This is a genomic window from Ferdinandcohnia sp. GQ5, from assembly GCF_059759275.1.
In genome coordinates, this window is sequence record NZ_JCAXEW010000014.1 from 164,720 (window position 1) to 178,860 (window position 14,141).

The 14,141-nt window shown below is 36.7% G+C and carries 13 protein-coding genes and 1 rRNA gene; 9 read left to right on the plus strand and 5 right to left on the minus strand.

Translation table 11 applies throughout. The features are described from left to right. Window positions 1-106 precede the first annotated feature (106 nt). The 5 genes from jag to AC6CHV_RS17535 all read right to left on the minus strand — a co-directional run bounded on the left by jag (window position 107) and on the right by AC6CHV_RS17535 (window position 2,742). Window positions 107-727 carry an RNA-binding cell elongation regulator Jag/EloR gene (gene jag / locus AC6CHV_RS17515; RefSeq protein ID WP_440274147.1) on the minus strand — a complete coding sequence of 207 codons (621 nt, stop codon included), beginning with the start codon at window positions 725-727 and terminating at the stop codon, window positions 107-109. Beyond that, window positions 724-1,500 carry a YidC family membrane integrase SpoIIIJ gene (gene spoIIIJ, locus AC6CHV_RS17520; RefSeq protein ID WP_498079315.1) on the minus strand — a complete coding sequence of 259 codons (777 nt, stop codon included), beginning with the start codon at window positions 1,498-1,500 and terminating at the stop codon, window positions 724-726. The genes jag and spoIIIJ overlap by 4 nt, the downstream gene beginning before the upstream one ends. A gap of 147 nt (window positions 1,501-1,647) precedes the next feature. Continuing rightward, window positions 1,648-1,995, minus strand: coding sequence for a ribonuclease P protein component (rnpA, locus tag AC6CHV_RS17525; protein WP_099360698.1), 348 nt, complete (start codon window positions 1,993-1,995; stop codon window positions 1,648-1,650). Between the two features lie 150 nt (window positions 1,996-2,145). Beyond that, on the minus strand, window positions 2,146-2,280 hold the full coding sequence (rpmH, locus tag AC6CHV_RS17530) for a 50S ribosomal protein L34 (protein ID WP_057997955.1): 135 nt from the start codon (window positions 2,278-2,280) through the stop codon (window positions 2,146-2,148). A 291-nt stretch (window positions 2,281-2,571) separates the two neighbouring features. Continuing rightward, entirely contained in the window at window positions 2,572-2,742 is a 171-nt protein-coding gene (locus AC6CHV_RS17535; RefSeq protein WP_498079316.1) for a hypothetical protein, read from the minus strand. Between the two features lie 640 nt (window positions 2,743-3,382). Between AC6CHV_RS17535 and dnaA the strand changes: the two genes are divergently transcribed. The 9 genes from dnaA to AC6CHV_RS17580 all read left to right on the plus strand — a co-directional run. Then, window positions 3,383-4,729 (plus strand): chromosomal replication initiator protein DnaA, encoded by a 1,347-nt coding sequence (gene dnaA / locus AC6CHV_RS17540; protein ID WP_440274144.1) that lies wholly within the window; start codon window positions 3,383-3,385, stop codon window positions 4,727-4,729. 253 nt (window positions 4,730-4,982) lie between these two features. After that, window positions 4,983-6,119 (plus strand): DNA polymerase III subunit beta, encoded by a 1,137-nt coding sequence (dnaN, locus tag AC6CHV_RS17545; protein ID WP_498079317.1) that lies wholly within the window; start codon window positions 4,983-4,985, stop codon window positions 6,117-6,119. A gap of 92 nt (window positions 6,120-6,211) precedes the next feature. Continuing rightward, entirely contained in the window at window positions 6,212-6,430 is a 219-nt protein-coding gene (gene yaaA / locus AC6CHV_RS17550; protein ID WP_341329551.1) for a S4 domain-containing protein YaaA, read from the plus strand. 46 nt (window positions 6,431-6,476) lie between these two features. Next, the gene (recF, locus tag AC6CHV_RS17555; RefSeq protein ID WP_121448214.1) at window positions 6,477-7,595 is read left to right on the plus strand and encodes a DNA replication/repair protein RecF; all 1,119 of its coding nucleotides are present in this window, start codon (window positions 6,477-6,479) and stop codon (window positions 7,593-7,595) included. Window positions 7,596-7,605: 10 nt separating this feature from the next. Further along, window positions 7,606-7,869 (plus strand): extracellular matrix regulator RemB, encoded by a 264-nt coding sequence (gene remB / locus AC6CHV_RS17560; protein WP_165918236.1) that lies wholly within the window; start codon window positions 7,606-7,608, stop codon window positions 7,867-7,869. A gap of 65 nt (window positions 7,870-7,934) precedes the next feature. Further along, a complete protein-coding gene (gene gyrB, locus AC6CHV_RS17565; protein WP_498079319.1) occupies window positions 7,935-9,857 on the plus strand; it encodes a DNA topoisomerase (ATP-hydrolyzing) subunit B in 1,923 nt (640 codons plus the stop codon). A 202-nt stretch (window positions 9,858-10,059) separates the two neighbouring features. Then, complete coding sequence (gene gyrA, locus AC6CHV_RS17570; protein WP_341329552.1) at window positions 10,060-12,576, plus strand: DNA gyrase subunit A; 2,517 nt, start codon at window positions 10,060-10,062, stop codon at window positions 12,574-12,576. Window positions 12,577-12,668: 92 nt separating this feature from the next. Next, entirely contained in the window at window positions 12,669-13,736 is a 1,068-nt protein-coding gene (locus AC6CHV_RS17575) for an HD-GYP domain-containing protein (protein WP_341329553.1), read from the plus strand. A gap of 274 nt (window positions 13,737-14,010) precedes the next feature. Further along, window positions 14,011-14,141, plus strand: a 16S ribosomal RNA gene (locus AC6CHV_RS17580); the annotation flags it as partial.

Sequence of the window (14,141 nt, forward strand, 5' to 3'; positions counted from 1 at the left end):
TAAATTACCTTTATTCGTGTTCTATAACAGGCCACATTTTGAAAAATCCTACTTCCTGTAAAAATGCACAAAAAAACCTAGGCAATCGCCTAGGCTTCTTTTTATATTACTCTACTGGTGAAATCACGATATGTCGATTTGGATCAGATCCACTTGATGATGTCTTAACCTTTTTATGATTTGCAAGAGTTGTGTGAATGACTTTTCTTTCATAAGAAGGCATTGGTTCCAACTTCACATCTTGCTTCGTGCGACTTACTTTATCTGCAAGTCTCTCCGCTAATTGGATCAAGGTTTCTTCACGACGCCCTCGATAGTTTTCAGCATCCACCATAATATTTAAATATTGATCGGAAAATCGATTTGCTACCAATTGTGTCAAATATTGGAGCGAATTTAAAGTTTGTCCCCTTTTTCCGATAAGAACCGCCATTTTTTCACCTGATAGTTGGAATGTAACATTCTTTCCATTCCGCGTAACATCCAATTTTGCTGGTATCCCCATAGTTAGAACGACACTTTCTAAATACTCCTGTGCCTTTTCTACTGGATCCTCTTTTACTGTTACTTTAACAACAGCTGGCTTCGTTCCAAAAATTCCAAATATCCCTTTTTTACCTTCATCGATGATTTGTATATCGGTGCGGTCTCTAGTTGTGTTAAGTTGAGCTAAAGCTGATTCTACTGCTTCATCGACGGTTTGCCCTGTAGCAGTTACTTGTTTCACTTTTTGGCTCCTCCCGCATTTCCAGATTTAGCTGCTCTAATATCTGGACCTTTAATTAAAATCGTTTGAACAATCATAAAGATATTACCTACAACCCAGTATAATGCTAAAGCTGCTGGGAATTGAAATGCAAAGATTACAATCATAATTGGCATTAACCATAGCATCATTGCCATTTGAGGATTGTTTTCCATCCCCATCATTGTAATCTTTTGCTGAATAAATGTGGTCACACCTGCAACTATAGGAAGAATATAATATGGATCCGATTCTCCAAGATCAAACCATAGGAAATTATGCTCAGCAATTTCTCTCGTTCTCATAATCGCATGGTAAAAACCAATTAAAATTGGCATTTGAATCAATAATGGGAAACATCCAGCCAATGGATTGACGCCATGCTTTTGGAATAGCTGCATTGTTTCTTGTTGTAGCTTTTGTTGAGTAGCTTGGTCCTTCGAGCTGTACTTTTCACGAAGTTCTTTAAGCTCAGGTTGTATAGCCTGCATTGCCTTCGAGCTTTTCGTTTGTTTAATCATTAATGGTAACAATGCAAAACGAATTAAAAGAGTTACAATAATAATGGCTAAACCATAGTTTGATTCTCCAAATAGTTCTGCAAAATAAGTAATAAGCCAGGATAACGGGTAAACAAAATATTTATTCCAGAACCCTGTGCTTTCTGCGGTAATCGGTTCACTAACCTGGGTACACCCAGATAGTAGTAGAACTAATCCTATTAGCGCACTTATTAATAATATTCGCCTTTTCAACTACTTTTCCTCCTAGTATTAAATATCTAAAGGTAAATATGTATGCCTTCTATTTTTCAACATATTCATTCTTAGAAAAATCGATCTGTTCCTTTGTATTCTAACATCTTTGTATGAAAATTTCTTTCTTTCCTTTGAAAAAATCTTCTATTTTTGCACTTTTTTTAATACTTTTGCCACCTTCAATACATGAAGAAGGCTTTTCTCCACTTCAGCATAGCTCATCTCAGCAACCGGCTTCCTGGCAATGATCACATAATCCTTGATTTGAACTTGATCTTTGTGTTCAAGAAAGAATTGGCGAATTAATCTTTTAATTCTGTTTCTAGTAACAGCGTTTCCAATTTTTTTGCTCACTGATAAGCCGATGCGAAAATGTTCAAGCTCATCCCGTTCATAAACATAAACGATAAATTGCCGATTAGCCGAAGATTTTCCCGACTTAAACACCGTTTGAAAATCTTGATTTTTTTTTATACGGTATTCTTTTTTCATCTTTTACAACTCCCGTACGACGAAACAACGTTCAATTTCTATGATCTATTCCCTCTGTCTAGTTGTCGTTTCCACTTTCCATAGTATGGGCAATAGAAAAATCGAAATAAACCTTTTTATTGAAAAAAAGACCACTGAGCTTTCAGTGGCCTATGCTGATAATACTTTTCTTCCTTTTTGACGACGACGAGCAAGAACTTTACGTCCGTTTTTTGAGCTCATACGACTACGGAAACCGTGAACTTTGCTGTGCTTACGCTTGCTTGGTTGATATGTTCTTTTCATTTATATGACACCTCCCTGAGGAATTAACTCTCAAATTATACATCAGACAGTCTTACTAATTATATTGAAAACCTATAAAAAATGTCAACCTTATTTGAAATACTATATTTTGGATAGTTTATTTTTCTTCAGAATAAGGGAATTATGATTTTGAGCTGCTACTTGCTAATTTCCTCACTTTTAAAAATCCCTACCCCTCAAATTCTAATTGGTCTAATTCCATTAGAAATATTACTTCCTCCTTATATAGGTAAAATGTACCTCTTAGACAGAACTTCTGACGCACTAGTCCTAACTTAACCACTGGATGTGATAATTTTGGTGGTCCAAATTTTTCATTTCTAGGCAAGCCACTTCCACTTTTTCTACTTGTCCAGCTCCAGCGGCTAGAAACTCGAGAAATTTCATCTCCTCTGGTAGAGGCAAAGTACGCCTCTTTGTCGGAGCTTCCAATTTTCTCATTTCTTGGCGAGCACCTTGCTCTTTTCTACTTGTCCAGCTTCAACGCCTAGAAATTCGGGAAACTTCACCTCCTTCTACAGAGGCAAAAAGCGCCTCTTTGTCGAAGCCTCCAGTTTCCTCATTTCTGAGCAAGGCGTTTCAGCTTTTCTAATTGTGGACAACTTTTTTCGACAGTTTTTTTAATCCACAACAATTATCGACAACTTTTACACATCATCTTGTGTTGTGGATAAACATTTTCCACAAGGTATAGATATTGTGGATAAGTTTTCAAAAACCATTGATTATCTAGCAATTATTTGATATTATAGTTTTGTTTTCACTCGTAATAAGTTATTAACAATTTTCTTTTATCCACAGAATGTGGATATCATGTGGACAGATTTTTTCACATTGTGAATAATAACTTGTCCACAGTCAGTGGATTATGTCGAAAAGATGTTTTTCTACTATATTATATAGTTATTCACAAATAGCCCAGTATGTATATTTATAAACTTATATTCATTTGATTAAAAATAACTGCATAAAGACTTATTTTTATACATTCGATTAATCATAATTAGTAGAAGAAATTTCAGACGTAACATCGTCTAATTACCTTGGTAGGTACAAAATAACTAACAAAGGAGGGAGATTGTTGGAGAATATTGCAGATTTATGGGCAAAAGCGCTCCAAGAGATAGAGAAAAAATTAAGCAAGCCGAGCTTCGAGACATGGCTGAAATCAACAAAAGCCCATGCCCTACAGAACGATACACTTATTATTACTGCTCCCAATGAGTTTGCTAGAGATTGGCTAGAATCTAGATATCTGCATCTAATTGCTGAAACAATATATGATCTAACCGGTGCAGAACTCGGAATCAAATTTATTATTCCTCAAAATCAGCTAGATGAAGAATTCGAATTGAAAACACCTGAGAAAAAGGCTACGAAAAACGATGAACCAGCTGAACACTCTCAAAATATGCTCAATCAAAAATACACATTTGATACATTTGTAATAGGCTCTGGAAATCGCTTTGCACATGCTGCATCCTTAGCAGTTGCAGAAGCACCAGCAAAAGCATATAACCCACTCTTCTTATATGGTGGTGTTGGATTAGGTAAAACTCATTTAATGCATTCCATTGGTCATTATGTTCAAGAGCACAACCCAAATGCAAAGGTTGTCTACTTATCATCTGAGAAATTTACGAATGAGTTCATTAACTCTATAAGGGATAACAAAGCGGTTGAATTTAGAAATAAATACAGAAATGTCGACATCTTACTTATAGATGATATTCAGTTTTTAGCTGGAAAAGAATCAACTCAAGAAGAATTTTTCCATACGTTCAATACCTTGCATGAGGAAAGTAAGCAAATTGTCATTTCTAGTGATAGACCGCCTAAGGAGATTCCTACTTTAGAAGATCGTCTTCGTTCACGCTTTGAATGGGGATTAATTACCGATATTACCCCACCTGACCTTGAAACAAGAATTGCAATTCTACGCAAAAAAGCCAAGGCAGAGGGACTTGATATTCCAAATGAAGTTATGCTATATATCGCGAACCAAATCAACACGAACATTCGTGAGCTTGAAGGTGCGCTTATTCGTATCGTTGCATATTCTTCTTTAATAAATAAAGATATAAATGCAGACCTTGCTGCAGAAGCTTTAAAAGATATCATTCCAAGTTCTAGACCGAAAGTAATTACAATTTTTGAGATTCAAAAGGTTGTTGGGCAGCATTATAGTGTAAAACTTGAGGATTTCAAGGCGAAAAAGCGAACTAAATCCATTGCATTCCCTCGTCAAATTGCGATGTATTTATCAAGGGAATTAACAGATTCCTCACTGCCTAAAATTGGAGAAGAGTTTGGAGGCCGTGACCATACAACAGTCATTCATGCTCATGAAAAAATCACAAAATTATTAAATACAGACACTCAATTACAAAAACAAATAAATGAAATCATTACACAATTAAAGGGCTAATGCACATTGATGGTTTCATCTTTTTAATTTGGACAAGTACTTGTAACGTGAATACTGTGAATAACTTCTTTGTTGTTGCGCACAGTCTGTCCACATGTGGATAGACTGTTTTCATTTGTTTCTTTCCAGTTATCCACATATTCACAGGACCTACTAGTACTTCTACGATTTTTCTTTTAAAAAATAAATATATATAAACTAAAAGTGTATTCACACGAAATCAAAAATAGAACTATCTTTAGGAGGATTTTTGATGAAATTTATTATTCAAAGAGACCATCTTGTTCAAAGTGTACAAGATGTAATGAAAGCTGTATCTTCTCGAACAACCATTCCGATCTTAACAGGGATTAAAATAGTTGCAACAAATGAAGGAGTAACACTTACAGGTAGTGATTCCGATGTCTCCATAGAATCTTTTATTCCTAATGAAGAAGCTGGAGATGAAATTGTTGAAATTAAAGAAACTGGAAGTATTGTTTTACAAGCTCGTTTCTTCAGTGAAATTGTTAAAAAACTTCCTAAGGATACAGTAGAAATCGAGGTTCATTCAAATTTATTAACTATTATTCGTTCCGGAAAAGCGGAATTTAACTTAAACGGACTTGATGCTGAAGAATATCCACAGTTGCCTCAAATTGAAGGAAACCAAGGATTTAAAATTCCTGCTGATTTACTAAAAAACATGATTCGACAAACTGTATTTGCTGTTTCCACTTCTGAAACTCGCCCTATCTTAACAGGTGTAAATTGGAAGGTTGAAAATAGCACTCTCAATTGTATTGCTACAGATAGTCATCGTCTTGCAATGAGAACAGCACATATTGAAACAGAAAATGATGGATCCTATAGTGCAGTCATTCCAGGTAAAAGTTTAAATGAATTAAGTAAAATTCTTGATGACACTACAGATTTAGTTGATATTGTCATTACCGAAAACCAAGTTCTTTTTAAAACAAAACATCTTTTATTCTTCTCTCGTTTATTAGATGGCAGCTATCCAGATACGACTAGACTAATCCCTACAGAAAGTAAAACAGAAGTCGTATTAGCGACGAAAGAATTTTTACAATCGATTGATCGTGCCTCTCTACTAGCAAGAGAAGCAAATAATAATGTCGTTAAATTTACAACTTTACCTGATGGAGTGGTCGAAATATCGTCCATATCCCCAGAAATTGGGAAAGTAAATGAAGAAATTCAAAGTAAATCCATTGAAGGTGAAGAATTAAAGATTTCTTTTAGTGCAAAATATATGATGGATGCATTGAAAGCATTGGAAAGTTCTGAAATTCGTATTAGCTTCACAGGCGCAATGAGACCGTTCTATATCAAAGCACTTGATGACGATACAGTCTTTCATTTGATTCTCCCAGTGCGTACTTATTAAGAAAAGAATGAACTACTAGGTCGTAAAAACCTAGTAGTTTTCTTTTCTAGTTGGATTTTCTTTAGTAAAATAAAAAGAAAGAAGGCGAAAAAATGGCGAAAGAAATACAAGTTTCGACAGACTTTATTACATTGGGACAGTTTTTAAAGCTAGCCGATATCATCCAGTCAGGTGGAATGGCAAAATGGTTTCTTGGTGAACATGAAGTCTATGTAAATGGAGAGCTAGAGAATCGCCGCGGTAAAAAGCTAGTAAATAAGGATGTAGTAGACATTCCTGGCTTTGGAACGTTTGTCATATCAAATGCTTAAGCTGCGGGGGATTGCCCTCGCGCTTATGCGCAAAGGGTGAGTCCATTTGTTCATAGAAGAAATAGAACTGACGAATTATCGTAATTATGAAAAATTATCCATATTATTTGAAGATAAAGTTAATGTTATCTTAGGTGAAAATGCACAGGGCAAGACAAATGTGATGGAATCTATCTATGTTTTAGCGATGGCAAAATCACATCGGACCTCAAATGATAAAGAATTGATTCGCTGGGATGAAGAATATGCTAAAATAGAGGGTAGGGTTCAAAAACGGAACGGCCCCTTATCCTTGCAGCTCGTTATCTCTAAAAAGGGCAAAAAAGCAAAAAGTAATCATTTGGAACAGCAAAAGCTAAGCCAATATGTTGGAAATATGAACGTGGTTATGTTTGCCCCAGAAGATCTAAATCTTGTAAAGGGGAGCCCACAGATAAGAAGACGATTTATTGATATGGAAATTGGGCAAGTATCTGCAGTGTATTTGCATGACCTAAGTCAATATCAAAAGATCCTCCACCAGCGGAACCACTACCTAAAGCAGCTTCAAACAAAGAGACAACATGATCAAACCATGCTTGATGTTTTAACTTCACAATTAATTCAAGCGGCCGTTAAAATTGTTAAAAAACGATTTGAATTCCTTATTTTATTACAAAAGTGGGCTGAGCCTATTCATCATGGAATCAGTAGAGGACTAGAACGGCTTCAAATTGAATATAAACCTTCAATTGAGGTATTAGAAACAGCAGATTTGTCGAAAATGGTAGATGTATATGACGAAAAATTTGCTAAAATAAAAGAGAGGGAAATTGAAAGAGGCGTTACATTAGCGGGGCCACATCGGGATGACCTTGCATTTTTTGTGAATGGAAAGGATGTTCAAACATTCGGATCCCAGGGCCAGCAACGTACGACCGCCCTATCATTAAAGCTTGCAGAAATAGAATTAATTCATTCAGAAATTGGGGAGTACCCGATTTTATTATTAGATGATGTTCTATCGGAACTGGATGATTTTAGACAATCGCATTTATTAAATACAATTCAAGGCAAGGTACAAACCTTCGTTACAACAACGAGCGTTGAAGGGATCAATCATGAAACGTTAGAGCAGGCTGCGACCTATGAAGTGTCTGCAGGACTCATAAAAAAGCTTAAATGAGGTGATGAGTTTGTTCATACATTTGGGAGACAATGTAATGGTTCGTTCATCAGATGTGATTACGATATTAGATCGACAGCTTTTAAAATCCTCCTCTATCGTTAATGAATTTTTAGATGTACAAAAAGACAGAGTGGTAGAATTGTCTAATGGGAATACAAAATCAGTCGTAGTTACTGTTGATAAAGTTTATTATTCACCTTTATCCTCTAGTACATTAAAAAAACGATCACAACATGTTTCCGATTTTGAAACAATTTTAGATGAAATATAAGCATAATAGTAACTCAAAACTTGTTCTTTTTTCGTTAATATAAAGTGTAGGTGATATTGGTGGCAATGGAAGAAAAAGAATTGCAACAACAAGAATATGATGAGAATCAAATACAGGTATTAGAAGGTTTAGAGGCAGTAAGAAAGCGCCCTGGTATGTATATTGGTTCAACTTCTGGAAAAGGTCTGCACCATTTAGTATGGGAAATTGTCGACAATAGTATTGATGAAGCATTGGCGGGTTATTGTGACGAGATTAATGTCATCATCGAAGAAGATAATAGTATCACTGTAATAGACAACGGACGTGGAATTCCGGTTGGTATCCATGAAAAAATGGGTCGTCCTGCGGTTGAAGTAATCATGACTGTCCTTCATGCAGGAGGAAAATTTGACGGCGGTGGGTACAAGGTTTCAGGTGGTTTACACGGGGTTGGTGCATCAGTTGTTAACGCACTTTCAACAAACTTAGAAGTAGAAGTTCACCGTGATGGCAAGGTTCACCGAATTGAATTTGAACGTGGCCATGTTGCATCTGAACTAAAAGTGATAGGTGAAACGGATCATACTGGTACAATTACGCACTTTAAGCCGGATGGTGAAATCTTTACTGAAACGCTTGAGTATGATTTTGATACACTTGCGACTCGCCTTCGCGAACTCGCCTTCTTAACAAGAGGCGTTAAAATTACGATCGAAGACAAACGGGAAGAGAATAAACGTAAAGAATACCATTACGAAGGTGGAATCAAGTCATACGTCGAGCATCTCAACCGTACAAAAGAAGTAATTCATGAAGAGCCTGTTTTCGTCGAAGGGGAAAAAGAAGGAATTTCAATCGAAATTGCCCTTCAATACAATGATAGCTATACAAGCAATATTTATTCATTCGCAAATAATATCCACACATATGAAGGTGGAACACATGAATCTGGATTTAAAACGGCATTAACACGGATTATCAACGACTATGCACGTAAAAATAATATATTCAAAGACAATGATGCAAATTTAACCGGAGATGATGTTCGTGAAGGGTTAACCGCAATCATCTCTGTTAAACATCCAGATCCACAATTTGAGGGGCAAACAAAGACAAAACTCGGAAATAGTGAAGCAAGGACAGTAACTGAATCTGTCTTCTCAGAGAAATTTGAGGCTTTTCTATTAGAAAATCCGTCTGTTGCTCGTAAAGTTGTCGAAAAAGGAACAATGGCGGCCAGAGCACGAATGGCTGCGAAAAAGGCACGTGAATTAACAAGAAGGAAAAGTGCACTAGAGGTTTCAAGCTTACCAGGAAAACTTGCTGATTGTTCATCGAAGGACCCTTCCATTAGTGAGCTTTACATTGTTGAGGGTGATTCAGCGGGTGGTTCTGCAAAACAAGGTCGTGATCGTCATTTCCAGGCGATTCTTCCACTTAGAGGAAAGATTCTTAACGTTGAGAAAGCAAGACTTGATCGAATTCTATCCAATAACGAGGTACGTTCAATGATCACTGCATTAGGAACGGGTATTGGAGAAGATTTTGATATCACAAAGGCCCGTTATCATAAAGTCGTCATCATGACAGATGCTGATGTAGACGGTGCACATATTCGGACTTTATTATTAACGTTCTTTTATCGATTTATGCGCAAGATTATCGAACATGGATTTATCTATATAGCACAACCACCATTATATAAAATTCAACAAGGTAAACGTGTTGAATACGCATATAATGACCGCGAGCTAGAGAAATACTTAGCAGAATTGCCAAGTAATCCTAAGCCTGGTATCCAACGATATAAAGGTCTTGGTGAAATGAATCCTGAACAACTTTGGGAAACCACAATGGATCCTAACAACCGAACAATGCTTCAGGTTACCCTTCAGGATGCAATTGAGGCAGACGAAACATTCGAAATGCTGATGGGTGATAAGGTTGAACCTAGACGTAATTTCATTGAAGAGAATGCAAAGTACGTGAAAAACTTGGATGTTTAACGATATGTTACAGGATAGTTTTGAAACCTAGCTCTAGGCGTATATCGTCCCGAGTCGTAAGCCCTAATGCTTATGCTTGTTTTCGATAAATGAGTGCCTTGTGCGTTTTCGTTACTATCCTGTGTTTTAGTTATATATTTGAATGGGTTAAAATAAGAATCCAAATTTATTTTATACCCCTGATAAAGGGAGGTTTCTTTTTATGTCTGAAAATCAAAACTCGCATATTCACGAGATAAATATTAGCCATGAAATGAGAACATCATTTCTAGATTATGCGATGAGCGTTATTGTGTCACGTGCCCTACCAGATGTTCGTGATGGTCTAAAGCCAGTTCACCGTAGAATTTTGTATGCCATGAACGACTTAGGGATGACATCTGATAAAGCCTATAAGAAATCTGCTCGTATCGTAGGTGAAGTAATAGGTAAATACCACCCACACGGTGACTCTGCAGTTTACGATACGATGGTTCGAATGGCACAGGATTTTAACTTCCGCTATATGCTTGTTGATGGCCATGGAAACTTTGGTTCAGTAGATGGTGATGCGGCAGCAGCGATGCGTTATACGGAAGCACGTATGTCCAAAATATCAATGGAACTTCTGCGTGATATTAATAAGGATACGATTGATTATCAAGATAACTATGATGGTTCAGAAAAAGAACCAGCTGTTCTTCCTGCTCGTTTCCCTAACCTTTTAGTCAATGGTGCAGCGGGAATTGCAGTAGGTATGGCAACGAATGTTCCACCACATCAATTAGGTGAAGTTATTGATGGTGTTCTAGCAGTAAGTAAGGATCCCGAGATAACCATTGCTGAGTTAATGGATATCATACCTGGACCGGACTTCCCTACAGCTGGACATATTCTTGGTAGAAGCGGAATTAGAAAAGCTTATGAAACTGGAAAAGGCTCCATTACCTTACGTGCAAAAGTTGAAATTGAAGAGATGAAGAATGGCAAGGAAGTTATCCTTGTAACAGAACTTCCTTACCAAGTAAATAAAGCTAAATTAATCGAAAAAATTGCAGAATTAGTTCGTGATAAAAAAATTGACGGCATAACAGACCTTCGTGATGAATCAGACCGAAATGGTATGAGAATCGTGATGGAAGTTAGAAGAGATGCAAATGCGAATGTTCTTTTAAATAATTTATATAAACATACTGCATTGCAAACGACTTTTGGAATCAACATGCTAGCACTAGTGAATGGACATCCAAGAGTCCTAAACTTAAAGCAATGCTTACAATATTACTTAGACCATCAAGTTGTTGTAATTAAACGCAGAACAGCATTCGAACTTCGAAAAGCTGAAGCAAGAGCCCATATTTTAGAAGGTTTACGAATTGCGTTGGATCATATCGATGAAATTATTACGTTAATTCGTGGCTCACAAAATACGGATATCGCTCGTGAAGGCTTAATGACAAGATTTAACTTATCTGAAAAACAAGCACAAGCGATCTTAGATATGCGTTTACAACGTTTAACAGGTTTAGAACGTGACAAAATTGAAGCGGAATATCAAGAGCTTGTTGCACTAATTGCAGAATTAAAGGCAATTTTGGCGGATGAGGAAAAAGTTCTAGAAATTATTCGTGAAGAGCTATTAGAAGTGAAAGAACGTTTTAATGATAAAAGACGTACTGAAATTCTAGCAGGCGGGCTTGAAATGATTGAAGATGAAGACTTAATTCCTAGAGAGAATATCATTATTACTCTCACAAACAAAGGATATATTAAGCGTCTTCCAGTTTCAACATACCGAAGTCAAAAGCGTGGAGGCCGAGGCATTCAAGGAATGGGAACAAATGAAGATGACTTCGTCGAACATCTTCTATCAACGTCAACCCATGATACAATCCTATTCTTCACAAATAAGGGAAAGGTCTATCGTTTAAAAGGCTATGAAATTCCTGAATTCAGTAGGACAGCAAAAGGAATCCCAATTATTAACCTACTAGAAATCGATAAAGAAGAATGGATTAATGCCATTATTCCTGTATCTGAACTAGTTGATGATTGGTTCTTGTTCTTTACAACAAGAAAGGGTATTTCAAAACGCACTCCATTATCTTCATTTGCGAATATTCGTAAAGGCGGATTAATAGCTGTTGGCTTGCATGAAGGTGACGAACTTATTTCTGTCCGACTAACCGACGGATCGAAAGACATTATCATTGGTACAAAGGATGGTATGCTCATTCGTTTCCCTGAATCAGACGTAAGATCTATGGGTCGCACGGCTGCAGGTGTTAAAGGTATTAACATTTCTGAAGGTGACGAAGTAGTAGGAATGGAAATACTAGAAGACAATCTAGATGTCTTAATTGTTACTGAACATGGTTATGGAAAGCGTACACCAGCAGGTGAGTACCGCATCCAAAGCCGTGGTGGTAAGGGGCTCAAAACTGTTAATATTACCGAAAAGAACGGTAAAGTAATCGCGGTTAAAGCTGTTACAGAAGAGAATGACCTTATGCTTATCACGGCTGCGGGTGTCTTAATTAGAATGTCAATCAATGATATTTCACAAATTGGCCGTACAACCCAAGGTGTTAAGCTCATTCGTCTAGACGAAAATGAACATGTAGCAACTGTTGCAGTTGTAGAAAAAGAAGAAGTAGAGGAACTTGAAGATGAATCAGTAGAGGCTGTAGAAGAGACAGTCACTGATGAACAACCAAGTAACGAAGAGGAAACTGAATAAACTTTATGAAAAGAGAAATGCTGCAAGTGCAGTATTTCTCTTTTTTTGGTAAAATGGTACCAGTATTCAACGAAAGATGAGGGCGAATTAAAATGCGTGTAAGGACAAGCCAGTTACAAGAAGGATGCATTGTCTCAGATGACATTTTTTCTTTAACAAATACACCGATTATTCCTAAAAACACAGTATTAACAAATGAACATATACAAGTACTTCACGTATTCTTGGTTCAAGATGTACAAGTTGAAGCATTTTTAATCAATGGTGAGCCTTTCACTCCTACTGAAATAGTAGAAGAAGTAGAAGTTGTAAAAAAGGAAAGCTCGATTGCGGAGGATTATCTCAAATCTGTAGGAGAATATAAACAATTGTTTCAAAGCTGGCAAGCGGGGGCTCTCTTGGATATCACTAAAGTACGTCAAATTATACTCCCCCTCTTTAAAAGAATACTAGAACAACCAAAAGAAATATTCTCATTATATAAATATATAACCCGAGATGACTATATGTACCATCATGCTGTCACAGTAGGAGTGCTCTCTGGATATCTGGGAAAAAGGTTGGAATTCAATATTGTTGATTGCTATCATCTAGCCATTGCGGGATTACTTAGTGACTGCGGAATGTCTAAAATTGATCCAAAAATTCTAACAAAGGCTACGTCACTTACTTATGGAGAGTATAAAGAGGTAAAAAAACACCCTTTATATAGCTACCGAATCATTGAAAAGATCCCACTTATAAAAGATAGTGTTAAATTAGCAGTTCTCCAACACCATGAACGGATTGATGGAACAGGCTACCTACTCGGGGTTACCGGGGAGAGACTGCATCCATTTGGAAAGATTGTTGCAGTAGCTGATGTGTACTCGGCCATGACCTCAGAAAGACCTTACAGTAACCGCCAGTCTCCTTTTGAAGTCCTTGAAGAGATGAGAAGGGAATCGTTCGGTAAACTAGATTTAAATGTAGTAGAAGCCTTAACAAATAGTGTCGGAATTATATCGATAGGAACAAAAGTAAAACTCTCAAATGGGCAAACTGGAGAAATTGTGTTTATTGATAAATCCCAGCCCACTAGACCCTTACTAAAAATTGAAGAAAATGAATTTTTGGATTTAAAAGTGGTTCGTGAAGTTAATGTAGAGGAAATTATCTAATCACTTCCAAATTCGGAGGTTTTATTTTTGCTGAATAGGAAGTAGAAAAACATTTTTCATTAAATACTTGATTAAAAAGCCTTTTGCATTTATACTAGTAAAAGTCTTATCCCTTCAGCATTATTATTTTAAAAAAGTAATTGACTTTAATAATGATAATGTGATATATTAATAAAGTCGCTTCGGGGCGACAAACAAGTTCTTTGAAAACTAAACATAATACAAGCGTCAACGTTTAATTATAAAGTAACAAACTATTGAGCAATCAATACTCTTATTGGAGAGTTTGATCCTGGCTCAGGATGAACGCTGGCGGCGTGCCTAATACATGCAAGTCGAGCGAACCAGAGGGAGCTTGCTCCCAAAGGTTAGCGGCGGACGGGTGAGTAACACGTGGGCAACCTA